Source organism: Bradyrhizobium sp. MOS002, from assembly GCF_003020115.1.
Classification (GTDB): Bacteria; Pseudomonadota; Alphaproteobacteria; order Rhizobiales; family Xanthobacteraceae; genus Bradyrhizobium.
Window position 1 is genome coordinate 411,348 of record NZ_PYFX01000002.1, and the last position, 20,941, is coordinate 432,288.

At 64.3% G+C, this 20,941-nt stretch carries 18 protein-coding genes; 8 read left to right on the forward strand and 10 right to left on the reverse strand.

Annotation, left to right across the window (positions count from 1 at the left end; translation table 11 throughout):
* Window positions 1-87 precede the first annotated feature (87 nt).
* From pimC to C7G41_RS06615, 3 genes are all read left to right on the forward strand, one after another.
* Window positions 88-1,278: a pimeloyl-CoA dehydrogenase large subunit gene (gene pimC, locus C7G41_RS06605; protein WP_106941804.1), complete on the forward strand. Its 1,191-nt coding sequence runs from the start codon at window positions 88-90 to the stop codon at window positions 1,276-1,278.
* Between the two features lie 63 nt (window positions 1,279-1,341).
* On the forward strand, window positions 1,342-2,484 hold the full coding sequence (pimD, locus tag C7G41_RS06610) for a pimeloyl-CoA dehydrogenase small subunit (protein ID WP_106941805.1): 1,143 nt from the start codon (window positions 1,342-1,344) through the stop codon (window positions 2,482-2,484).
* Between the two features lie 127 nt (window positions 2,485-2,611).
* On the forward strand, window positions 2,612-3,385 hold the full coding sequence (locus C7G41_RS06615) for an SDR family NAD(P)-dependent oxidoreductase (protein WP_106941806.1): 774 nt from the start codon (window positions 2,612-2,614) through the stop codon (window positions 3,383-3,385).
* A 14-nt stretch (window positions 3,386-3,399) separates the two neighbouring features.
* Here C7G41_RS06615 and C7G41_RS06620 read toward each other — a convergent pair whose 3' ends face one another.
* The 3 genes from C7G41_RS06620 to C7G41_RS38195 are packed head-to-tail and all read right to left on the reverse strand — an operon-like array spanning window position 3,400 to window position 5,655.
* Window positions 3,400-4,293, reverse strand: coding sequence for a hypothetical protein (locus C7G41_RS06620; protein WP_106941807.1), 894 nt, complete (start codon window positions 4,291-4,293; stop codon window positions 3,400-3,402).
* 1 nt (window position 4,294) lies between these two features.
* Window positions 4,295-4,981 carry an MBOAT family O-acyltransferase gene (locus tag C7G41_RS06625; RefSeq protein ID WP_245446457.1) on the reverse strand — a complete coding sequence of 229 codons (687 nt, stop codon included), beginning with the start codon at window positions 4,979-4,981 and terminating at the stop codon, window positions 4,295-4,297.
* The gene (locus C7G41_RS38195) at window positions 4,885-5,655 is read right to left on the reverse strand and encodes a hypothetical protein (RefSeq protein WP_245446458.1); all 771 of its coding nucleotides are present in this window, start codon (window positions 5,653-5,655) and stop codon (window positions 4,885-4,887) included. Before C7G41_RS38195 ends, C7G41_RS06625 begins: the two co-directional genes overlap by 97 nt.
* Window positions 5,656-5,840: 185 nt before the next feature.
* On the opposite strand from C7G41_RS38195, the gene glpK reads away from it, so the two are divergent.
* From glpK to C7G41_RS06640, 3 genes are all read left to right on the forward strand, one after another.
* The gene (glpK, locus tag C7G41_RS06630) at window positions 5,841-7,346 is read left to right on the forward strand and encodes a glycerol kinase GlpK (protein ID WP_106941809.1); all 1,506 of its coding nucleotides are present in this window, start codon (window positions 5,841-5,843) and stop codon (window positions 7,344-7,346) included.
* Between the two features lie 118 nt (window positions 7,347-7,464).
* The gene (locus C7G41_RS06635; RefSeq protein WP_106941810.1) at window positions 7,465-9,912 is read left to right on the forward strand and encodes a penicillin acylase family protein; all 2,448 of its coding nucleotides are present in this window, start codon (window positions 7,465-7,467) and stop codon (window positions 9,910-9,912) included.
* A 223-nt stretch (window positions 9,913-10,135) separates the two neighbouring features.
* Complete coding sequence (locus tag C7G41_RS06640; protein WP_106941811.1) at window positions 10,136-10,741, forward strand: N-acetyltransferase; 606 nt, start codon at window positions 10,136-10,138, stop codon at window positions 10,739-10,741.
* Window positions 10,742-10,881: 140 nt separating this feature from the next.
* Here C7G41_RS06640 and C7G41_RS06645 read toward each other — a convergent pair whose 3' ends face one another.
* Entirely contained in the window at window positions 10,882-11,313 is a 432-nt protein-coding gene (locus C7G41_RS06645; RefSeq protein ID WP_106941812.1) for a DUF6636 domain-containing protein, read from the reverse strand.
* 118 nt (window positions 11,314-11,431) lie between these two features.
* Between C7G41_RS06645 and C7G41_RS06650 the strand changes: the two genes are divergently transcribed.
* Window positions 11,432-12,061, forward strand: coding sequence for a glutathione S-transferase family protein (locus C7G41_RS06650; RefSeq protein WP_106942179.1), 630 nt, complete (start codon window positions 11,432-11,434; stop codon window positions 12,059-12,061).
* Between the two features lie 197 nt (window positions 12,062-12,258).
* Here C7G41_RS06650 and C7G41_RS06655 read toward each other — a convergent pair whose 3' ends face one another.
* The 6 genes from C7G41_RS06655 to metF all read right to left on the reverse strand — a co-directional run bounded on the left by C7G41_RS06655 (window position 12,259) and on the right by metF (window position 19,513).
* Window positions 12,259-13,266 (reverse strand): DUF3592 domain-containing protein, encoded by a 1,008-nt coding sequence (locus tag C7G41_RS06655; RefSeq protein WP_106942180.1) that lies wholly within the window; start codon window positions 13,264-13,266, stop codon window positions 12,259-12,261.
* An 87-nt stretch (window positions 13,267-13,353) separates the two neighbouring features.
* Entirely contained in the window at window positions 13,354-14,046 is a 693-nt protein-coding gene (locus C7G41_RS06660; protein ID WP_245446477.1) for a hypothetical protein, read from the reverse strand.
* 56 nt (window positions 14,047-14,102) lie between these two features.
* On the reverse strand, window positions 14,103-14,234 hold the full coding sequence (locus C7G41_RS38730; protein ID WP_256379063.1) for a hypothetical protein: 132 nt from the start codon (window positions 14,232-14,234) through the stop codon (window positions 14,103-14,105).
* A gap of 213 nt (window positions 14,235-14,447) precedes the next feature.
* Window positions 14,448-14,606 carry a hypothetical protein gene (locus tag C7G41_RS37300; RefSeq protein ID WP_158267988.1) on the reverse strand — a complete coding sequence of 53 codons (159 nt, stop codon included), beginning with the start codon at window positions 14,604-14,606 and terminating at the stop codon, window positions 14,448-14,450.
* A gap of 125 nt (window positions 14,607-14,731) precedes the next feature.
* Window positions 14,732-18,595 carry a methionine synthase gene (gene metH, locus C7G41_RS06665; protein WP_106941814.1) on the reverse strand — a complete coding sequence of 1,288 codons (3,864 nt, stop codon included), beginning with the start codon at window positions 18,593-18,595 and terminating at the stop codon, window positions 14,732-14,734.
* Between the two features lie 6 nt (window positions 18,596-18,601).
* Window positions 18,602-19,513, reverse strand: a complete 912-nt coding sequence (metF, locus tag C7G41_RS06670) for a methylenetetrahydrofolate reductase [NAD(P)H] (protein WP_106941815.1) — start codon at window positions 19,511-19,513, stop codon at window positions 18,602-18,604.
* Window positions 19,514-19,910: 397 nt separating this feature from the next.
* Here metF and C7G41_RS06675 point away from each other — a divergent pair, with 397 nt between their 5' ends.
* A complete protein-coding gene (locus C7G41_RS06675; protein ID WP_106941816.1) occupies window positions 19,911-20,924 on the forward strand; it encodes an LLM class flavin-dependent oxidoreductase in 1,014 nt (337 codons plus the stop codon).
* The last annotated feature ends 17 nt before the right edge of the window (window positions 20,925-20,941 follow it).

A 20,941-nucleotide genomic window follows, 5' to 3' on the forward strand; every position in this document is an offset into this window, starting at 1 on the left:
GAACAACAATGGCCTTCGCGAACCAACGAAGGCCGGTGGTTATGGGTCCCGGCCTTCGCCGGGACGACACATTCACAGGAGGATCCGATGGATCTCGCATTCACGAAAGAAGAGCAGGCGTTTCGCGAGGAAGTGCGGTCGTTCTTCCGCGACAACGTGCCGCCGGATACGCGGCGCAAGCTGGTCGAGGGCCGCCACCTCTCGAAGGACGAGATGGTGACGTGGTGGCGCATCCTCAACAAGAAGGGCTGGGGCGTCAGCCACTGGCCGAAGCAATATGGCGGCACGGGGTGGACGTCCGTGCAGCACTACATCTTCAACGAGGAGCTGCAGTCCTATCCCGCGCCGCAGCCACTCGCTTTCGGCGTCAGCATGGTCGGCCCCGTCATCTACACCTTCGGCAATGAAGAGCAGAAGAAGCAGTATCTGCCCCGCATCGCCAATGTCGACGATTGGTGGTGCCAGGGTTTCTCCGAACCCGGCTCCGGCTCCGATCTCGCCTCGCTGAAGACGAAGGCCGAGCGCAAGGGCGACAAGTGGATCATCAACGGCCAGAAGACCTGGACGACGCTTGCCCAGCACGCCGACATGATCTTCTGCCTGTGCCGTACCGACGCGACCGCCAAGAAGCAGATGGGCATCTCCTTCATCGTGTTCTCGATGAAGTCCAAGGGCGTCACCGTGCGCCCGATCCAGACCATCGACGGCGGCGTCGAGGTCAACGAGGTCTTCTTCGACGACGTCGAAGTACCCTACGAGAACCTGATCGGCGAGGAGAACAAGGGCTGGGATTACGCGAAATTCCTGCTCGGCAATGAGCGCACCGGCATCGCGCGCGTCGGCGTCTCCAAGGAGCGGCTGCGCCGTATCCGCGATCTCGCCTCCAAGGTCGAATCCGGCGGCAAGCCGATCATCCAGGACGTGGCCTTCCGCGACAAGCTCGCTGCCTGCGAGATCGAACTCAAGGCACTCGAGCTGACGCAGCTCCGCGTCGTCGCCGACGAAGGCAAGCACGGCAAGGGCAAGCCCAATCCGGCTTCCTCCGTGCTGAAGATCAAGGGCTCCGAGATCCAGCAGACCACCACCGAGCTGCTGATGGAAGTGATCGGCCCGTTCGCGGCACCCTACGACGTCCACGGCGACGACGGCTCGAACGAAGCCATGGACTGGACCGCCCAGATTGCGCCGAGCTACTTCAACAACCGCAAGGTCTCGATCTACGGCGGCTCCAACGAGATCCAGCGCAACATCATCGCCAAGGCGGTGCTGGGGCTGTGAGTCAAGGATGACGTCCGAGAGTGAGGCGACGGCGCGGCAAGTCCGGCCGATTTGGAGAGAAACATGGATTTTGATCTGAACGAGGAGCAACGGCTTCTCAAGGAAAGCATCGACGGCCTCTTGACCGATTCCTACGATTTCGAGAGCCGCAAGAAGTACATGAAGGAGAAGGGCGGCTGGAGCCGGACCGTCTGGGGCAAGCTCGCTGAGCAGGGCCTGCTCGGACTGCCCTTCGCGGAGGCCGATGGCGGCTTCGGCGGCGGCGGCGTCGAGACCATGATCGTGATGGAAGCGCTCGGCAAGGCGCTGGTGCTCGAGCCTTATCTCGCAACCGTCGTGATCGGCGGCGGCTTCCTGCGCCATGCGGGCAGCGATGCGCAGAAGGCCGCGCATGTGCCCGGCATCGTCGACGGCAGCAAGACGCTCGCCTTTGCCCAGCTCGAGAAGAACTCGCGCTACGATCTCTTCGATGTCACCACGACGGCGAAGAAGAAGGGTGATGGTTGGGTCATCGACGGCGAGAAGTTCGTCGTGCTCAACGGCGAGAACGCAGATACCCTCATCGTGACCGCGCGCACCAAGGGCGAGCGGCGCGACAAGAGCGGCATCGGCGTGTTCCTGGTGCCGGCCGACGCCAAGGGCGTCGCCAGGAAGTCGTACCCGACCCAGGACGGCCTGCACGCCGCCGACATCACCTTCACCGGCGTCGAGGTCGGTGCCGATGCAGCGCTCGGCAATCCCGACGATTCGCTTGCGCTGATCGAGCGTGTGGTCGACGAAGCCCGCATCGCGCTCTGCGCCGAAGCGGTCGGCCTGATGGACGAATCGCTCAAGTCCACCGTCGAGTATATCAAGACGCGCAAGCAGTTCGGCGTCGCGATCGGCTCGTTCCAGAGCCTGCAGCACCGCGCCTCCGACATGTTCGTCGCCGCCGAGCAGGCGCGATCGATGTCGATGTTTGCGACCATGGCTGCTGATTTCGAGGACGCCAAGGAACGCAGCAACGCCGTTGCCGCGGCCAAGGTGCAGATCGGCAAGTCGCTGAAGTTCGTGGGCCAGCAGGCGATCCAGCTCCACGGCGGCATCGGCATGACCATGGAGGCGAAGATCGGCCACTACTTCAAGCGCCTGACCATGATCGAGAACAGCTTTGGTGACACCGACTACCACCAGCGCCGCGTCGCGGATGGTGGCGGGTTGATCTGAGCGCCACTGCCGTCATTGCGAGGAGCGCAACGACGAAGCAATCCAGACTTTCTCCGTGGAAAGATCCTGGATTGCTTCGCTGCGCTCGCAACGACGAAGTCAACGGAATCAACGGAGCCCAACAACAATGAAAAATACCCCGTTCGATCTCACCGGCAAGGTCGCCGTGGTCACCGGCTCCAGCCGCGGCATCGGCCGCTCCTCCGCCGAACTGCTCGCAAAGCTCGGCGCCAAAGTGGTGGTCTCCTCGCGCAAGGCCGATGCCTGCCAGGAGGTCGCCGACGGCATCGAGGCGGCCGGTGGTGACGCCACCGTCATCCCCTGCAACATCGCGCGCAAGCAAGAGGTCGAGGCACTGATCGCGGGTGCGACCAAGCACTATGGCAAGATCGACATCCTCGTCTGCAATGCCGCGGTGAATCCGTATTACGGCCCGCTGCTCGACATCACCGACGAGGCCTTCGACAAGATCATGGGCAGCAACGTCAAGAGCAACATCTGGCTCTCCGCGCTGACGATCCCGCAGATGGCCGAGCGCGGGAACGGCTCCGTCGTCATCATCTCCTCGATCGGTGGCCTGCGCGGCTCGACCGTGATCGGCGCCTACGGCATCTCCAAGGCCGCCGACTTCGCGCTGTGTCGTTCGCTCGCCGGCGAATGGGGCCCGAAGGGCGTCCGCGTCAACTGCATCGCGCCCGGCCTCGTGAAAACCGATTTCGCCCGCGCGCTGTGGGAAGACGAAGCGAATCTAAAGCGCCGCACCGCCACCACGCCGCTACGCCGCATCGGCGAGCCCGACGAAATCGCAGGCGCGGTGGCCTACCTCGCCTCCGACGCGTCGAGCTTCATGACGGGACAGACCATCGTCATCGACGGCGGCGTGACCACGGCGGCGCCGTAGTCGCCGGTCCTCCGCTACGGGCGGCGCGTGTTATCCTGCGCGGCCAAGGCGCTCTCGATGGCGCGCACGACGATCAGGGCGGAGCGTTCGTCAAGATGCACGCCGTCGTCCCAACGCAGCTCGCTTTGTGGCGGATCGATCGGGAGCCAAAGCGCGCGATCCGGGAAGGCCTCGTTGACGATCTCGTTGGTCATCCGGACCATGCGGGAGCCTTCGATCTCCGGCGCAAAGGGAACGTGGATCAGAAACGCGCGGGTGCCGCGCCGCTGCAGCGTGTCGATGAGCTGCCTGATGCGGACCACATTGGCGCGAGTTGGCACGGTCGGCTCGGCTTCGTTCATCTGCTCCAGCGCACGGTCGAGATAGACCTTGTTGTCGAACGTGCTCGGCGGCCGGCTGAGCAGGCGATCCCGCTCGGCGCGCGCCCGGGCGGGATCGGGTTCACCGTGTTTCCACGTTTCATAGCCCGCGATCGCTGTCCGCACCGGGCGCAACAGCAGCGCTTCCGTGCGCGCGCCGCCGGAAAATTTCTCGATCAGCGCGCTGTCCGTCTCGCGCGTCAGTACATTCGTCTCGATCAGCACGATCTTCGGCGGGTTCGGCCGGTTCGCGACGATCTCGAGACCTGTCAACGGCGAGCCGCCGGCCAACGAAAGATTGCGGACGCGCGGAGGCCAGAAATACTCCTCCTTGAGGCGCCAGGCGACCGAGCTGCCGACCACCACGACATCAGGCGTGGGATCCCGCACATAGCGGTTGAGGCTGACGAGGCTGCCGCCGCGGGTCGTGACCGCCGGCTGCTGCAGGGCCGAGCCGAAGCGCGCCGTGGTGAAGGCGCAGGCCAGCAGCACCGCGGCAGCTGCCACCGCGCACTTGACCAGCCATGAAAGCGTCACATCCTGCTGCATGTCAGAACTGGAAGTAGATGAAAGTGCTGTCGGGCCCCGCCTCGAGACACGCGAGCGCCGCGAGCGCGCCATAGAGATACGGCTCCCATCGCCGCAATCGGCCTTCGATCAGCGCGCCGATGCCCGCATGCTGGATGATCACCGGCAAGGCGTAGAGCAAAGCCAGATTGGTGAACAGTTTCGGCGGATTGGGCGCGTCCGTCGCCATGAACATTCCCTTGAGGTAGCTGAGCGCGTGGTCGAAGTTCGGCAGCTTGAAGAAGATCCAGAGCATCGTGACGCAGAAGAACACGATGCCCATCCGGATTACCCGTACCGCAGGGCTTCCATCCCCCAGGAGCTTCAGGAACGGTCGTTCGATCACGAGCAGGAACCCGTGCGCCATGCCCCACAGGGCGTAGCTCAGGCTTGCACCATGCCAGAGCCCGCCGAGCGTCATCACGATCATCAGGTTGAGAGTGGTTCGTGTCGGTCCATGACGGTTGCCGCCGAGCGGAATGTACAAATAGGTCCTGAGCCAGCTCGACAACGAGATGTGCCAACGCGTCCAGAACTCCGAGAATGAGGTCGAGATGTAGGGCAGGTTGAAGTTCACGGGCAGGCGATAGCCGAACAGCAGGCCGAGGCCGAGCGCGATCGCGGAGTAGCCGAAGAAGTCGGCGTAGATCTGGTAGCTGTAGAGGAACACCAGCAGCCAGCGATCCTGCGTGCGCAGCGTCTCGTAGAGCGGGAAGTCCATATATAGGACGTCATCTCGTTGAGATTGTTCGCCACATACAGCTTGAAGAAATACCCGACCAGGATCCACTTCGCGGCCTCGACGAAGGCCACGTCACTGATCCGCTTGGGAACGATCTGCGGCATGAACTGGGCCGCACGCGTGATCGGGCCGGACACCAGCTGCGGGAAGAAGATGATGTAGAGGAACACCTCGCGCAAGCGAACGGTACGCTTCTCGCGCGTCAGGTCGACCAGCAGGCTGATATTGTGGAACACGAAGAACGAGATGCCGATCGGCAACGGCAGCCGCAGCAGGAAGTCGACCGGCGCGACGCCGGTGAGATGGACTGCGGCGGCGTCAACGAACAGGAACTTGTATTTGAAGAACGCCAGCAGGCCGAGATTGAAGACGATGCCGGCCGGCATCCAGAAAGTTCGATTCTCGAACGCCAGCACCAGGCAGAGATAGGTGCCGAGGACGGCGACCAGCAGCAGCGGCAGCAACTCGGGCTGGCCGAAGCCGTAGAAGAACACGCTTGCAAGGACGAGCAGCGGGACCTGGAAGCTGCGCAGTGAAGGCAGGTAATAGACGCCGAACACGATCGCGACGAAGATGCCGAACTGAAAAGAAGTGAAGGTCATGCCGCCCCATTTGCCCGCCCGGCATGTAGCATTTTCGCATTCTCTGTCCTAGCCCCTCCGCACGCGTCGCTTGCCCTGACGAGCGCAGCGGGCTTGACCTTCCGCCTCCAATCCGCTCCTTTTTGGGTCGACACAATGATCCCCTCACGGGGACAACGCCAAAGAAAACGCCAAGGTTTGCTTCCATGTCTTTCGTCCTCGCCATCGACCAGGGCACCACCTCCTCGCGCGCGATCGTGTTTCGCGGCGACATTTCCATTGCGGCGAAGGCGCAGGCCGAGTTTCCGCAGCATTTCCCCGCCTCGGGCTGGGTCGAGCACGAGCCCGAGGACATCTGGACCTCGACCGTGACGGTCTGCCGCGACGCGATCGCGCAGGCCGGCATCACCGCAAAGGACATCGCCGCGATCGGCATCACCAACCAGCGCGAGACCACCGTGGTGTGGGACCGCGCCACCGGGCAGGCCGTGCATCGCGCCATCGTCTGGCAGGACCGCCGCACCGCCGACATCTGCGCGAAACTGAAAGCCGACGGCCGCGAGCCCGTGATCTCGCAAAAGACCGGCCTGATCATCGATCCCTATTTCTCCGGCACCAAGGTGGCCTGGATTCTCGACCACGTCCCGGGCGCGCGGGCCCGTGCCGCACGCGGTGAATTGATGTTCGGCACCGTCGATTGCTATCTGCTGTGGCGCCTCACCGGCGGCAAGGTGCACGCCACCGACGCCACCAATGCCTCGCGCACGCTGCTGTTCAACATCCACACCGGCCAGTGGGACGACGAGCTGCTCGAGATCATCGGCGTGCCGCGCTCGATGCTGCCCGAGGTGAAGGATTCCTCCGCCCGCTTCGGCGAGAGCACGCCGGACCTGTTCGGCGGCGCGATTGCGATCTCCGGCATCGCCGGCGACCAGCAGGCCGCGACCATCGGCCAGGCCTGCTTCCGTCCGGGCATGATGAAGTCGACCTACGGCACCGGCTGCTTCGCCCTGCTCAACACCGGCACCACGCCCGTGGCCTCGAAGAACAAGCTGCTCACCACCATCGCCTACCAGCTCGGCGGCAAACGCACCTACGCGCTCGAAGGCTCGATCTTCGTCGCGGGCTCAGCGGTGCAGTGGCTGCGCGACGGCCTCGGCATCATCAAGCACGCCGCCGAGACCGGACCTCTTGCCGATCAATCGGACTCCATGCAGAGCGTCTATCTCGTCCCGGCTTTCGTCGGCATGGGCGCGCCGTACTGGAATCCGCGCGTGCGCGGCGCGCTGTTCGGCCTCACCCGCAACACCGGCCCGGCCGAGCTTGCCCACGCCGCGCTGGAAAGCGTTTGCTACCAGACCTTCGACCTCTGGGCCGCGATGCGCGCCGACTGGCCGAGCTCGGAAACGGCAAGCGTCGTGCTCCGCGTCGACGGCGGCATGACCGCGTCCGACTGGACCATGCAGCGCCTCGCCGACCTGCTCGACGCGCCGGTCGATCGTCCCGTGATTCAGGAAACCACCGCACTCGGCGCCGCCTATCTCGCCGGCCTCGAGGCCGGCGTCTATCCCGAGCCGACCAAATTCGCCGACAACTGGCGCCTCGAGCATCGCTTCAAGCCCAACATGAGCCAGGCGACGCGCGAGCGGAAGCTTGCGGGCTGGGCGAGGGCGGTAAAGGGCGTGCTTGCAAGCGACGAGGGGGAGGGTTAGGCCGATCTCGTAGCCTGGATGGAGCGCAGCGAAATCCGGGGTTCTCTCCACGGGCACAATTCCGGGATTATGCTGCGCTCCATCCAGGCTACAAGAAACAACAAAGGGAGCACCAACAATGAACACGGATTTCAACCGGGTCATCCAGACGCTTTATGGCGCTGCGATCTGCGCCGCGCTGCTCACCTCGACCGCTATCGCGCGTGAGAAGCCGGACCCGCTCGGAAGCGCGCGTCGGGTCAAGACCGACGTCGCCGGTCTCAATGCCCCCGCGCAGATTCTGGTCGATGTCTGGGGCATCCCCCACATCTATGCCGGCAATGAGCACGACCTGTTTTTCCTGCAAGGCTTCAACGCCGCCCGCGATCGGCTCTGGCAGATCGATCTCTGGCGCAAGCGCGGACTCGGTCTGCTGGCCAAGGATTTCGGCCCGGCCTATGCCGAACAAGACAAGGCGCTACGGCTCTTTCTTTATCGCGGCGACATGAATGCGGAATGGGCGGCTTACGGCCCCAAGGCGAAGCCTTATGCCGAGGCGTTCGTCGCCGGGGTCAACGCCTATGTCGCCGATGTGCGCGCGGGCAAGCGCCCGCTACCGATCGAGTTCAGGATCGCTGGCACCATGCCGGATCCGTGGACGGCGGACGACATCGTCCGCATCCGCAGCCACGGCCTGACGCGCAATGTCGCCTCCGAGGTCAAGCGCTCGTTGGTCGCTTGCGCAGCCGGCCTCGATGCCGATCGGTTTCGCGTCAAGCTCGAGCCGGCATGGACGACGAAAATGCCAGATGGTCTCGATCCCTGCAGCGTCCCGAAGGCCGTGCTGGCGCCTTACGATCTGGCGACGCGCCCGGTCGCCTTTGCCGCGCCGAAAGATCGCCAGGCCGCACTCGCGCACGATCCGGACAGGTACCTCACCGAGGCCGACCAGCAGCGCGACACCATCGGCTCCAACAATTGGGTGATCGCGGCGTCGCGGACGGCGACGGGACGGCCGATCCTCGCCAACGATCCGCATCGCGAGCACAGCGTGCCCTCGCTGCGCTACATCGTCGGCCTCAATGCGCCCGGTCTCTCCGTGATCGGCGCGGGCGAGCCGGCGCTGCCCGGCATCTCGATCGGCCACAATGGCACCATCGCTTTCGGCCTCACCATCTTCAACGTCGACCAGGAAGACCTCTACGTCTACGAGCTCAATCCGCAGAATCCCAACCAGTACCGCTATGGCAGCGGCTGGGAGGACATGCGCATCGTCCACGAGAAGGAGCAGGTGAAAGGCGAGAGCGATCGCGATCTCGAACTGAAATTCACCCGGCATGGTCCGGTGATCTATGTCGACGACGCCAACAAGCGCGCCTTCGCCGTCCGCTCGATCTGGTTCGAGCCCGGCACCTCGGCCTATTTCGGCTCCTCCGACTACATGACCGCGAAGGATTGGAACGGATTCCTCGGCGCTATGCGGCGCTGGGGCGCGCCGTCGGAGAATCAAGTCTATGCGGACACCAAGGGCAATATTGGCTGGGTTGCCGCCGGCAAGACGCCGCGGCGCGCCAACTATGATGGCCTGATGCCGGTGCCCGGCGACGGCCGCTACGAATGGCAGGGTTTTCTCTCGCTCGACGAACTGCCCAAGGCCTATCAGCCCAAGCAGGGCTTTCTCGCCACCGCCAACCAGATGAACCTGCCGGCGGATTATCCCGTCAGCGAGCGCAAGGTCGGCTTCGAATGGGCGGACAGTGCGCGCTGGCAGCGCATCACCGAGGTGCTGCAGGCCAACAGTAAGGTGACGCTCGCCGATGCCATGGATTTGCAGAACGACGACACCACGATGCTGGGGCGACGGCTGGTCAAGCTGTTGCAGCCGCTCACCTCAAACGATGCCAACGTGAAGAAGGGCCTCGAACTGCTCAAGCCGTGGGACGCGCGTGATGCCGCCGACAGCGCCGCTGCCGCGGTGTTCGAGGTCTGGATCGCCAATCATCTTGGACCGGTGCTGTTGAAGACCACGGCGCCCAAGGCCGCCGACTTGATCGCGCCCGAAGCGTCCAGCATTTCGGCGCTTGTCGCCTTCCTGGAATCTCCGGACGCGTCGTTTGGCTCTGATCCCACTGCCGCGCGCGACCAGATCCTGCGCGACAGCCTCGGCGCGGCGGTGGCCGATGTCACAGCCAAGCTCGGGGCCGATTCCTCAGCCTGGCGCTGGGGCCGCCTGCACCTCGCCAAGTTCGACCACGCGCTGATGCCGCTTGCCGACAAGGCGACGGCTGCTCAGCTCTCGGTCGGTCCGCTGGCCTACGGGGGCGCTGCCAACGTGCCGCGCGCGGCCACCTATCGCCGCGCCGATTATCAGCTGTTCGCCGGCGCCTCGTTCCGCATGGTGCTCGACGTCGGCAATTGGGATGCGAGCCGCACCATCAACACACCAGGCCAGTCGGGCGATCCCTTCAGCGGCCACTATCGCGACCTCGCGCCGCTCTGGGCGACCGGCCAGTATGTGCCGCTGCTCTACAGCCGCGCCGCGGTCGAGGCGGCGACGGCGGAAGCGATCACGTTGACGCCGAAATGAACGAGGCGATCTAAACAAGGACGCGGCCGCAAACACCATCGTCGTCCCGGCCTAGTGCGCAATTGCGCACGGGGGGCCGGGACCCATACTCCGCAGCAGCTGTTGCGAACGGGACTCGTCGTTCCGGCATCACAAAGCAACCTACATCCGTGGTAATGGGTCCCGGCCTTCGCCGGGACGACGCAGAATATGTGGCTCGCGCTCGGCTCCACAGGAAACCGCCATGATCCTCCCCGACGGCTATTCCGACATCCCCGCCGGCAAGATCGCAGCGGTCGTCACCCATCTCAAGATGACCGCGCCTCCTCCGCGGCGTGACGATCCCCCCGGCGCTCCATCAGGCCCTTGGACCCTGCGCAAAGTCGATACGCCCGCGCTCGCCTGGTATCGCGACCTCCATCGCCGCGTCGGCGAGGAGTGGTTGTGGTTTTCGCGGGTGCGCATGAACGACGCCGAGCTCGCCGCAATCATCCATGCACCGGGCGTCGAGGTCTATGCGCTTGTCGTGGACGGCCACGGTGAAGGCCTGCTGGAGCTGGACTTTCGCGAAGCTGGCCAGTGTGAACTCGTGTATTTCGGCGTCACAGCAAAACTGATCGGGAGCGGCGCCGCCCGTTTCATGATGAACCGCGCGCTGGAGCTCACATGGTCACGCGGCCTGTCCCGCTTCTGGGTGCACACCTGCACCTTCGACCATCCCTCGGCCGTCGCATTCTACCAGCGCTCCGGCTTCCGTCCGTTCCGCCGTCAGATCGAGATCGCCGACGACCCGCGCCTCGATGGAACGACGTCGCGGTCTGCGGCGAAGCATGTGCCTATCATTGAATAGTGCGCGGCCGCCTCTCCACCGTCATTGCGAGGAGCCGTTGCGACGAAGCAATACAGCCTCAGAAGCGTAGCCCGGATGGAACGTAGCGCAATCCGGGACAGCGTCCCCGCATTCCGCTGCGCTCCATGCGGGCTACATGATCAAAACGCCTCCTGCTTCGCCCGTGCCAGCGAAAACCCGCGCTGCATCGCATTGAAGCACGTCAGTCCCGTCTGCTCCGACCGGCACGTAAATCCCGCCCGCTGCCATACCTCGCCATAGGCGAGCACGGGCAGTGACGGGTCCATGATGGTGTCTCCGGCGCAGATGCGGCTTGCGGCTCCCTTCGCGGTCATCTCGAAGGCGTTTCCCCATTCCAGCTCGCAATCGGCCGGACGGCGCGGCCGCGTCTCCAGGTTCATGATGTCGCAGCGGAGCACGCCTTGGTCACTCCTTTGACCGCTGTCGGTGAAGAACTGGCAGGCGATGTTTTTCGACGGCGTCTGGAAGCCGATCGGGCGGTCCTGCGCGTGGGCGAGGCTCGCGGCCAGCAGGGAGAGCCCGAGTGCGACCGTTGCAAGTCGTTGCATCATGCATGCTCCTGCGCCCAGCTCTGTCATGCCCGGACTTGATCCGGGCATCCATCGCTTTCTAATCTGAGGAGAGATGGATTGCCGGGTCAAGTCCGGCAATGACGAAAGGCACCAAACCATGTTCCTGATCGGCCAATATGATTCTCCCTTCGTTCGCCGCGTCGCGATCGCGCTGCGGCTTTACGGCCTCGCCTTCGAGCACAGGCCGTGGTCGACCTTCGGCGATGCCGACAAGATCGCGCCCTATAACCCGCTGCGCCGCGTGCCGACGCTGGTGCTCGACGACGGCGAGGTGCTGATCGAGAGCACGGCCATCCTCGATTATCTCGACGAATTGGTAGGGCCGGAGAAGGCGATGCTGCCGCGCTCCGGCGCCGAGCGCCGGCGTCACTTGCGCATTGGCGCGCTCGCCTCCGGCCTCGGCGACAAGGCGGTGAGCCTGCTCTACGAGCGCGTGCTGCGGAAGGAGCAGCTTGCGCTGTGGGTCGAGCGTTGCGAGGCGCAGATCGCGGACGTGCTGAAAGCGCTGGAGGCCGAGCGTGCCAAGGTGGTCACGCCGTATTGGCTGGGCGATCGCATCGGCCATGCCGACGTTGTGGTCGCCTGCGTCGTCCGCTTCACCCGCGAGGCGCACCCGCAATTGTTCGACGTCGCGCGCTATCGGGCGCTGTCGGCTCACGCCGACGCTTGCGAAGCGTTGGCGCCGTTCCGGGAGATCGTGCAGCCACTGGCACCACCGAAGGGGTGAATCCGCTTGCATGCGGGCGGCGGCGCCGACCGAATGGAAAGCTGGCGCCCCAAGCTCGTCATTGCGAGGAGCGAAGCGACGAAGCAATCCAGTCTGTCGCCAGCCGAGAGAGTCTGGATTGCTTCGCTTCGCTCGCAATGACGGAGAGTGTGGCGCCGCCCTTACGCTCGATCGACAGACGACACGTCGCGGCGCCGCTACGCGAACCCGACCTTGATCAGGATTGTCAGGAAAAGGCCGCCGACGACCGCGCACACCGCGGCGCCGATCAGCGGTCCCAGCGCGCCTTGCCGGCTTGCGGGCTCCAGCACGGCTTGTCCGGGCTGGTCCGGATCGTAGTAGACCTGGACGCTCTGCCCGGGTCGATATTTCGCCGCGGCCTCTGCGGCGACCTCGCGCAGCCCGGAGATCATGGTGCCGTTCCAATCGACTTCGGTGCCGATGAAGTCGCGCTTGCCGACCCTGTAGGCGTAGCGCAGGTCGACCTGATAGCGGTGGACGAGCTTTGAAGTCGTCGGTCGATTGTCGTGCTCGGTCTTCTCCTCGACGACTTCCTCAACCACGTCGCAATGGGTGACCCTGCCCGACGCGGTCGGCCAGCGCAGGCTGGCGCTCGCCAGCCGTCGCGTCCGGACATACTCGGCGACGCAGAACACGCCGCCCACGAGCACGATGATCGGCAGCGCGAACGCAAACAGCGGAACGCCATTGTCGGCGTAGAGCACATGGCCCGCGAACGAATGCGCGGTCAGGGTGGCGGCGATGACGCCGAACACCATCGTGAACGCCATAAGCGCCGCGACGTTCTGCGCGGCGGCAGGTTCGAGCAGCGCCTCGGTCGGTTGCTTCGGATCGACATGGACGTCGACATGGGCGCCGACCGGATATCGTCCGGTCAGTTTTGCGGCCAGGACCCTCGTCGTGATGGCGGGGCCGCCGACAAAGATCTTGTCGCTTTCCAGTTCCTGGCCGCCGGCCTGATAGCGATAGCGGATGATGGGCTTGGCGTCGTGCCGATCGTCCGAGGCGTGGGCTGTCGGCTGGTCGACCCGGGAGACCGTGATGATGCCCTCCACCTTGTCCCAGTTCCGCGCCGCCAGCATCCTGCCCCGCATGCGGACCAGGTTGAACAGCGTCAATCCAAACAGCAGCACCGCGATGCCGGCGGCAATCTGGGTCCACATCAATTGTTGGGCGTTCAGCATCCGATTCCCCTGCGCTTCGGCGGCGACCGCCATTGGTCGCGGCGAACGCGCGTTGCGTTCACGGCAGGGTGAGGTGCGGCGCCGATTCTATCTCCTCGTGCAGGGCTTGATCTCGCCCGAAGCAGAGTGCATCACGATCGGGTTTGGCGACAGTCTGATGCCGAAGAACAATTGAGAGCCGGAGACCTTGTCGTTCGCGCCCTCATGGACGTCAAGATCGAGCTTCGTCGCGATCTCCGATGTCAGTTTGGCCCGCTCCTCCATCGAAATAGTGTTGCGATATTTGATCTCGTAGACGACGTCGGCCTCCAGCACGGACCGCGTCTGGCACACGACGCCGCCGCTCGAAACGTTCTGGGTGACCGCGTCCTCACACTCGGCCTTCAGCAAGGCGTTGCGGGTCGAGATCAGCGACTCGTCGGATATCAGCAGAATGTTGGCGTTCTCGAGCTTGAGGTTGACGGTCTCGACCTGCTGCATCCCGGCGACGGCCGCCAGCTTGTCCCTGACCTGGGCCGACACGTCGAGCTTTTTCTCAAGCGACTGCTTCAGGTCCCGGTCGACGGTCCGTGATTTCTGAATCTTGCCGGTCAGCAGCGTCGGATCGACCTCGCAAGTCGGATGCAGCTCCAGCCGGCCATTGCTCAGATATTCGATCGTGTTGATCGTGCCGGGGCCGCCGAACGTGCTTGGCGGCACCACCTCGAAATATCCGGTCTCGGAGAGGATGGCCGTGATGGTCTGCTTCTTGCGCGGGAATCCGGCGTAGACCGAGACCATCACGAGGGCTATCGCGACAAAAACTCCGCTACCAAGCCAAAGCCATTTGCGGCTTGTTACTTTCCCGGGCAGCACAACTGATTTTTCTCGCCGCATGGCACATAGCCTTTCGGACAGTCCGCCGCGGCAATCGTGGGCAGCACGACGAGAGCGATCGCGGCGACGAACGGTGCAATGAACTGCTTCATATGTTCGATCCCAAGCAAATCGTCGGTTGAAGGTAGTAGGCCGAGACAGTAGCGAACCAAGGTTGAGCGGACAAGTGAACGAGTTCACAAGCGGCGGATTCTTGCGAGGGCGCATCCGCAGCTGCTCGATGTGCTGCGTCGTTCCGGTACAGGCTGAGCATTTGCTTCACCGATGTCGTCCTGGCGAAAGCCAGGACCCATCACCCCAGTGGGTCATTTGGCGAAGATTCGTCGTTCGGTAGTGCCCGCGATCGTCACCGACGGATCACGCGGCAAGGACCTGGCTTTCTCCATCACACCGAACGTGTGGCACGCGCTCATGATCGCGACGGACGAGGCAGCGAGTATCAAACGGGCGCGGTCGGCGATCATGCATTTATACAGGTGTTTTGCCTGACGCCGCAAGCCATTTCGGTAAGGCCGAAAATTTATCGAGCGTTTTCAACCCCATGCCTACTGTGCATGGGGTTGATTTCTCGTTTTTGTTTGAAGGGCGCCTAGCCCGCGCCCGCGCGCTTCTTCTGCCAGACCAGGTGCACCGCGCAGGTGCAGCCCGGCGGGTGCGAGGCGAGCTCCTTCGACGTCTCGTCATTCGCCGGTGTTGCCACGAACGCCGCCTTGTCGCCTGCGCTCTCTCGCGCCGGGATGTAGTTCAGGATCGGCGCGAGCCAGCGCTCGGTCTCGGCGACGGTCATGCCCTTGCGCGCAGCATAATCCTCGACCTGATCGCGCTCGATCTTGCCGACGCCGAAATAATAGCTCTCGGGACTAGCGAGATAGAGCCCCGACACGGAAGAGCCGGGCCACATCGCAAAGCTCTCGGTCAGCTTCACGCCGGCGGTGTTCTCGGCGTCGAGCAGTTCGAACAGCGTCGCCTTCTCGGTGTGATCGGGCTGCGCGGGATAGCCTGGGGCGGGACGGATGCCCTGGTACTTTTCGAGGATCAACTCGTCGGTCGAGAGCGCCTCATCCGGTGCATAGGCCCAGAACTCGCGGCGCACGCGCGCATGCATGCGCTCGGCGAAGGCCTCCGCAAGGCGGTCGGCCAGCGCCTTGCACAGGATCGAGGAGTAGTCGTCATTGGCCATCTTGAAACGGTCGGCAACCACATCCTCGCCGATGCCGGCAGTGACGACGAAGCCGCCGACATAGTCGGGCACGCCGGCGTCGGCCGGCGCGACGAAGTCGGACAGCGCCGCGTTGAAACGGCCCTCGCGCTTCTCGAGCTGCTGGCGCAGCGTGTGCAGTGTTGCGATCGTCCTGGTCCGGCTCTCGTCGGCATACAGCACGATGTCGTCGCCCTGCGCATTGGCCGGCCAGAAGCCGACGGTGGCCCGCGCGCGGAACCATTTCTCCTTGACGATCAGGTCGAGCATCTTGCGCGCGTCGTCGTAAAGCGAGCGCGCGACTTCGCCGACCTTGGCATCGTTGAGGATGGCGGGGAAGCGCCCGGCGAGCTCCCAGGTCTGGAAGAACGGCGTCCAGTCGATATAGGGCACCATCTCGGCGAGATCGTAGTCGTCGAAGCTCCTGGTGCCGAGGAAGGTCGGCTTCACCGGCCTGTTCGCGGCAAAGTCGACCGGCACGCGGTTGGCACGGGCGGTCGCCAGCTTCAGCCGCTTCTTGTCCGCCTGAGCGCGCATATGGGCGTCCGAGATCTTTGCGTATTCGGCACGCACTTCGGCGGCATAGGCCTCGCGCCTCTCGGGCGACAGCAGCGCGGACGCAACACCAACCGCGCGGCTGGCGTCGTTGACATGCACCACGGGACCGGCGCGATAGCTCGGGTCGATCTTCACGGCCGTATGCACGCGGCTCGTGGTGGCGCCGCCGATCAGCAGCGGCAGCTTGAGGCCCTCGCGCTGCAATTCGGCGGCGAAGAACGCCATCTCGTCCAGCGAGGGCGTGATCAGGCCTGATAGCCCGACGATGTCGGCCTTCTCCGCCTTCACGGTCTCGACGATCTTGGCCGCCGGCACCATCACGCCGAGGTCGATCACCTCGTAATTGTTGCACTGGAGCACGATGCCGACGATGTTCTTGCCGATGTCGTGGACGTCGCCCTTGACGGTCGCGAGCACGATCTTGCCGGCGGACGAGGAGCCTTCCGTGCCGATGCCGTTGGCGAGATTGCGCGCCTTCTCCTCTTCCATGAACGGCATCAGCCAGGCGACGGCCTGCTTCATCACGCGGGCGGACTTCACCACCTGCGGCAGGAACATCTTGCCGTCACCGAAGAGGTCGCCGACGACGTTCATGCCCGCCATCAGCGGGCCTTCGATCACGTCGAGCGGGCGCTTCGAAGCCTTGCGGGCTTCCTCGGTATCCGTTTCGATGAACTCGGTGATCCCATGCACCAGCGCGTGCGACAGCCGCTTCGCCACCGGCCATTCGCGCCAGGCGAGATCGGCTTCCTTGGTCTGGGTCTTGTTGCCGCGGAATCTTTCCGCGAGCGCCAGCAGACGCTCGGACGCACCGGGGTCGCGGTTGAGGATGACGTCCTCGCACACCTGGCGCAATTCGGGGTCGATGTCGTCATAGACGATCATCTGCCCGGCATTGACGATGCCCATGTCCATGCCGGCCTTGATGGCGTGATACAGGAACACCGAATGCATGGCCTCGCGCACCGGCTCGTTGCCGCGGAACGAGAACGACAGATTGGACACGCCACCAGAAATGTGCGCGCCCGGCAGATTCTTGCGGATCCAGCGGGTCGCCTCGATGAAGTCGACGCCGTAATTGTTGTGTTCCTCGATGCCGGTTGCGATCGCGAAGATATTCGGATCGAAGATGATGTCTTCCGGCGGGAAGCCGACGCGGTTCACCAGGATGTCGTAGGCGCGCTTGCAGATATCGGTCTTGCGCGCGAACGTGTCGGCCTGGCCGACCTCGTCGAATGCCATCACCACGACGGCCGCACCATGATGGCGGGCGATCTTGGCTTCGTGAATGAACTTCTCCTCGCCTTCCTTCATCGAGATCGAGTTGACGACCGGCTTGCCCTGCACGCATTTCAGGCCGGCCTCGATCACGGAGAATTTCGAGCTGTCGACCATCACGGGGACGCGGGCGATGTCGGGCTCGGCGGCGACGAGGTTGAGGAAGGTCACCATCGCGGCTTCCGAGTCCAGAAGGCCCTCGTCCATGTTGACGTCGATGATCTGCGCGCCGTTCTCGACCTGGTCGCGCGCCACCTGCAGCGCGGCGGTGTAGTCGCCGGCGGTGACCAGCTTGCGGAAGCGGGCGGAGCCGGTGACGTTGGTGCGCTCGCCGACGTTCACGAAGGGAATCGCGTCGGTCAGGATGAACGGCTCGAGGCCGGAGAGCCGCAAGCGAGGTTCGATCTTCGGCACGATGCGCGGCTTGTGCGGCGCGACCGCAGCCGCAATCGCCGCGATATGGTCCGGCGTGGTGCCGCAGCAGCCGCCGACGATGTTGACGAGGCCATCACGCGCGAACTCGCCGACCAGGCGGGCCATGTATTCCGGGGTCTCGTCATACTGGCCGAACTCGTTGGGCAGGCCGGCATTGGGATAGGCGCAAACAAGCGTGTCGGCGACGCGGCCGATATCGGCGATATGCGCGCGCAGATCTTCCGCGCCGAGCGCGCAGTTGAAGCCGATGGTGACCGGCTTGGCGTGCTGCACCGAATGCCAGAACGCTTCCGGCAACTGGCCGGACAGCAGGCGGCCGGACTTGTCGGTGATGGTGCCCGACACCATCACGGGCATGTCGATGCCGCGCTCCTCGGTGATCTCGGCGATCGCGTAGAGCGCCGCCTTGGCGTTCAGCGTGTCGAAGATGGTCTCGACCAGCAGCAGATCGACGCCGCCGTCGAGCATGCCGTTGATCTGCTCGCCGTAGGATTTGCGCAGATCGTCGAACGTGACGGCGCGATAGCCGGGATTGGAAACGTCGGGCGAGATCGAGGCGGTGCGGTTGGTCGGTCCGATGGCGCCGGCGACGAAGCGCGGCTTGCCGTCCTCGGCCTCGACGCGGCGTGCCGCGTTGCCGGCGAGGCGGGCGCCTTCGCGGGCCATCTCGTAGACGATGTCGGCGAGGTCGTAATCGGCCTGCGCGATCGAGGTCGTCGAGAAGGTGTTGGTCGCGACGATGTCGGCGCCGGCACGCAAGTAAGCGGCGTGGATGTCCTCGATCGCCTGCGGCTGGGTCAGGATCAAGAGGTCGTTGTTGCCGCGCAAATCGCGATGGAAGCTCTTGAAGCGCTCGCCGCGGAAGGCGGCCTCGTCGAACTGCAGATTCTGGATCATCGTGCCCATGGCGCCGTCGAGCACGAGAATGCGCTCGCGCGCGGCGTCGAGCAGGGCGGTTCGCTTGGGAGAGGTGGATACGGTCATGGTGTCTTAAGCCGCCTTCTGCGCGCTCTTGGCGCGGATGCCGAGCAAATGGCTGATCGCGAACACGAGATCGGCGCGGTTCATGGTGTAGAAATGGAAGGTGTCGACGCCGTGCTTCGCCAGCTTCTGCACTTGGCCGGCGGCGACCGTCGCCGCCACCAGCTTGCGGGTCTCGGCATCGTTGTCGAGGCCCTCGAACTTCTCCGCAAGCCAGTCCGGCACGGTGGTGCCGGTCCGGGTGACGAAGGCTCTCGCCTGCTTGAAATTGTGCATCGGCATGATGCCCGGCACGATCGGAATGTTGATGCCCCGGGCGCGCACGCGGTCGAGATAGCGGAAATAGAGGTCGTTATCGAAGAACACCTGCGTGATCGCCCGGGTCGCACCGGCATCGACCTTGGCCTGCAGCGTGTCGATATCATCGTCAAAGTCGCGCGCCTCGGGGTGCTTCTCGGGGTAGGCCGAGACCGACACCTCGATATCGCCGTGCCGCTTCTTGATGCCGGCGACGAGGTCGGCGGAGCTCTGGTAGCCATCGGGATGGCTGGCGTATGGCGTGCCGATGCCGCCCGCGGGATCGCCGCGAAGGCCGACGATGTGGCGGACGCCGACCTCGTGATAGCGGTCGACGATCTCGTCGATCTCCCCGCGCGAGGCCCCGACGCAGGTCAGATGCGCGGCCGGCAGCAGCGCGGTCTCCTTCAGGATGCGCGAGATGGTCGCGTGGGTGCGCTCACGGGTCGAGCCGCCGGCACCATAGGTCACCGAGACGAATTTCGGATCGAGCGGGGCCAGCCGGTTGATGGTGTCCCAGAGATTGCGCTCCATATCTTCCGTCTTGGGCGGAAAGAACTCGAAGGAGATCGCAGGCCGCTTCAGGTGCCCGTCGGTGTGGGCAGGCATCGTCACGTCAGTCATGGGCACCACTCACTCCAAGGGCTCGCCGGGTCGTTGGCGGCCGGCGGTCAGGTCTAGATTGGGAGAGGCCAAGATAAGCCAAAGCGGTCGTGCTCGACAGCCCATCGGAGATGGGAAATAGCCCACTTTTGTTGCGTTAGAAGGAAATGGTCTGCCATTCTAAATCAGAGTGGGAAGTCTGAATTGTGATAATATACCAAATATATCAGGTATATAAATGAAATTGACGGCTTATTTGGTGCGGTTTTATTGAATGGGCAGTATGAAAATCATGTTGTCGGCTCGGTCGTCGTCCCAACGTTAGTGCGCGGTGCGGCGCGCGAGCCCGCAGCCTGCACGTCAGACCTGCGCGGCCTGCCCATTGCCGCTGCGCTGCTCTGCACTACGTTAGCGCGCCATGATTCCGCTCTCAGTCCTCGACCTCTCCGTCGTCACAACTGGCACAAAGCCCGCCGCGGCGCTGCGCAACAGCATCGACCTGGCGCGCCATGTCGACGGGCTCGGCTATGTCCGCTACTGGCTTGCCGAGCATCACAACCTCGCCTCCGTCGCGAGTCCGGCGCCCGACGTGATGATCGGGCAGATCGCGGCGGTGACGAAGCACATCCGCGTCGGCTCCGGTGGGGTGATGCTGCCCAATCACGCTCCGCTGGTCGTGGCCGAGCGCTTCAAGATGCTGGAGGCGTTGTTTCCCGGCCGCATCGACCTCGGCCTCGGCCGCGCCCCCGGCACTGACGGCGCCACGGCCTATGCGCTGCGCAGCCGGCTCGACCGTCGCGAAGGCGACGATTTCCTCGAGCGGCTGCACGAATTGATCCTGTGGCAGACCCGGGAATTCCCCTCGGGTCATCCCTACCACAACGTCGTCGCGATGCCCGACGATACGCCGTTGCCGCCGATCTGGCTGCTCGGCTCCAGCGATTATTCGTCGGAGCTCGCCGCGCAAGTCGGCATGGGCTTCGCATTCGCCCATCATTTTGCGTCCCATGATGCGATCGATGCGATGGTGCATTATCGCAATCGTTTTCAGCCCTCGGCCTGGAGCGCGAGTCCGCGCGCGATCCTCGCGGTCGCCGTCATCGCGGCCGACACGGATGAGGAAGCCGAAAAGCTCGCCGCATCTTTTGACCTCAACCGCCTGCGCCGCGACCTCGGCCAGTATCTTCCGTTGCCGAGCGTCGAAGAGGCGCTGGCCTATCCCTATACCGGCTCGGAGCGTACCTCGATCCAGCGCAACCGCTCGCGCCTGTTCGTCGGCAGCCCTGCAACCGTGCAGAAGACGCTGCAGCCGCTGATCGACGCGAGCAAGCCGGACGAGTTGATGGTGATCACCGCCGTCTATGATCACGAGGCGCGAAAGAAATCGTATTCGCTGCTGGCGGAGGCGTTCGGACTTAAGGCGGTTGGATAAAGCTCTCGTGCCCCGGC

Coding starts and splice junctions, on each gene's coding strand:
- pimC (WP_106941804.1), top strand. CDS start 88: ATGGATCTCGCATTCACGAAAGAAGAGCAGGCGTTTCGCGAGGAAGTG.
- pimD (WP_106941805.1), top strand. CDS start 1,342: ATGGATTTTGATCTGAACGAGGAGCAACGGCTTCTCAAGGAAAGCATC.
- C7G41_RS06615 (WP_106941806.1), top strand. CDS start 2,612: ATGAAAAATACCCCGTTCGATCTCACCGGCAAGGTCGCCGTGGTCACC.
- C7G41_RS06620 (WP_106941807.1), bottom strand. CDS start 4,293: ATGCAGCAGGATGTGACGCTTTCATGGCTGGTCAAGTGCGCGGTGGCA.
- C7G41_RS38195 (WP_245446458.1), bottom strand. CDS start 5,655: ATGACCTTCACTTCTTTTCAGTTCGGCATCTTCGTCGCGATCGTGTTC.
- glpK (WP_106941809.1), top strand. CDS start 5,841: ATGTCTTTCGTCCTCGCCATCGACCAGGGCACCACCTCCTCGCGCGCG.
- C7G41_RS06635 (WP_106941810.1), top strand. CDS start 7,465: ATGAACACGGATTTCAACCGGGTCATCCAGACGCTTTATGGCGCTGCG.
- C7G41_RS06640 (WP_106941811.1), top strand. CDS start 10,136: ATGATCCTCCCCGACGGCTATTCCGACATCCCCGCCGGCAAGATCGCA.
- C7G41_RS06645 (WP_106941812.1), bottom strand. CDS start 11,313: ATGATGCAACGACTTGCAACGGTCGCACTCGGGCTCTCCCTGCTGGCC.
- C7G41_RS06650 (WP_106942179.1), top strand. CDS start 11,432: ATGTTCCTGATCGGCCAATATGATTCTCCCTTCGTTCGCCGCGTCGCG.
- C7G41_RS06655 (WP_106942180.1), bottom strand. CDS start 13,266: ATGCTGAACGCCCAACAATTGATGTGGACCCAGATTGCCGCCGGCATC.
- C7G41_RS06660 (WP_245446477.1), bottom strand. CDS start 14,046: ATGGTCTCGGTCTACGCCGGATTCCCGCGCAAGAAGCAGACCATCACG.
- C7G41_RS38730 (WP_256379063.1), bottom strand. CDS start 14,234: ATGAAGCAGTTCATTGCACCGTTCGTCGCCGCGATCGCTCTCGTCGTG.
- C7G41_RS37300 (WP_158267988.1), bottom strand. CDS start 14,606: ATGATCGCCGACCGCGCCCGTTTGATACTCGCTGCCTCGTCCGTCGCG.
- metH (WP_106941814.1), bottom strand. CDS start 18,595: ATGACCGTATCCACCTCTCCCAAGCGAACCGCCCTGCTCGACGCCGCG.
- metF (WP_106941815.1), bottom strand. CDS start 19,513: ATGACTGACGTGACGATGCCTGCCCACACCGACGGGCACCTGAAGCGG.
- C7G41_RS06675 (WP_106941816.1), top strand. CDS start 19,911: ATGATTCCGCTCTCAGTCCTCGACCTCTCCGTCGTCACAACTGGCACA.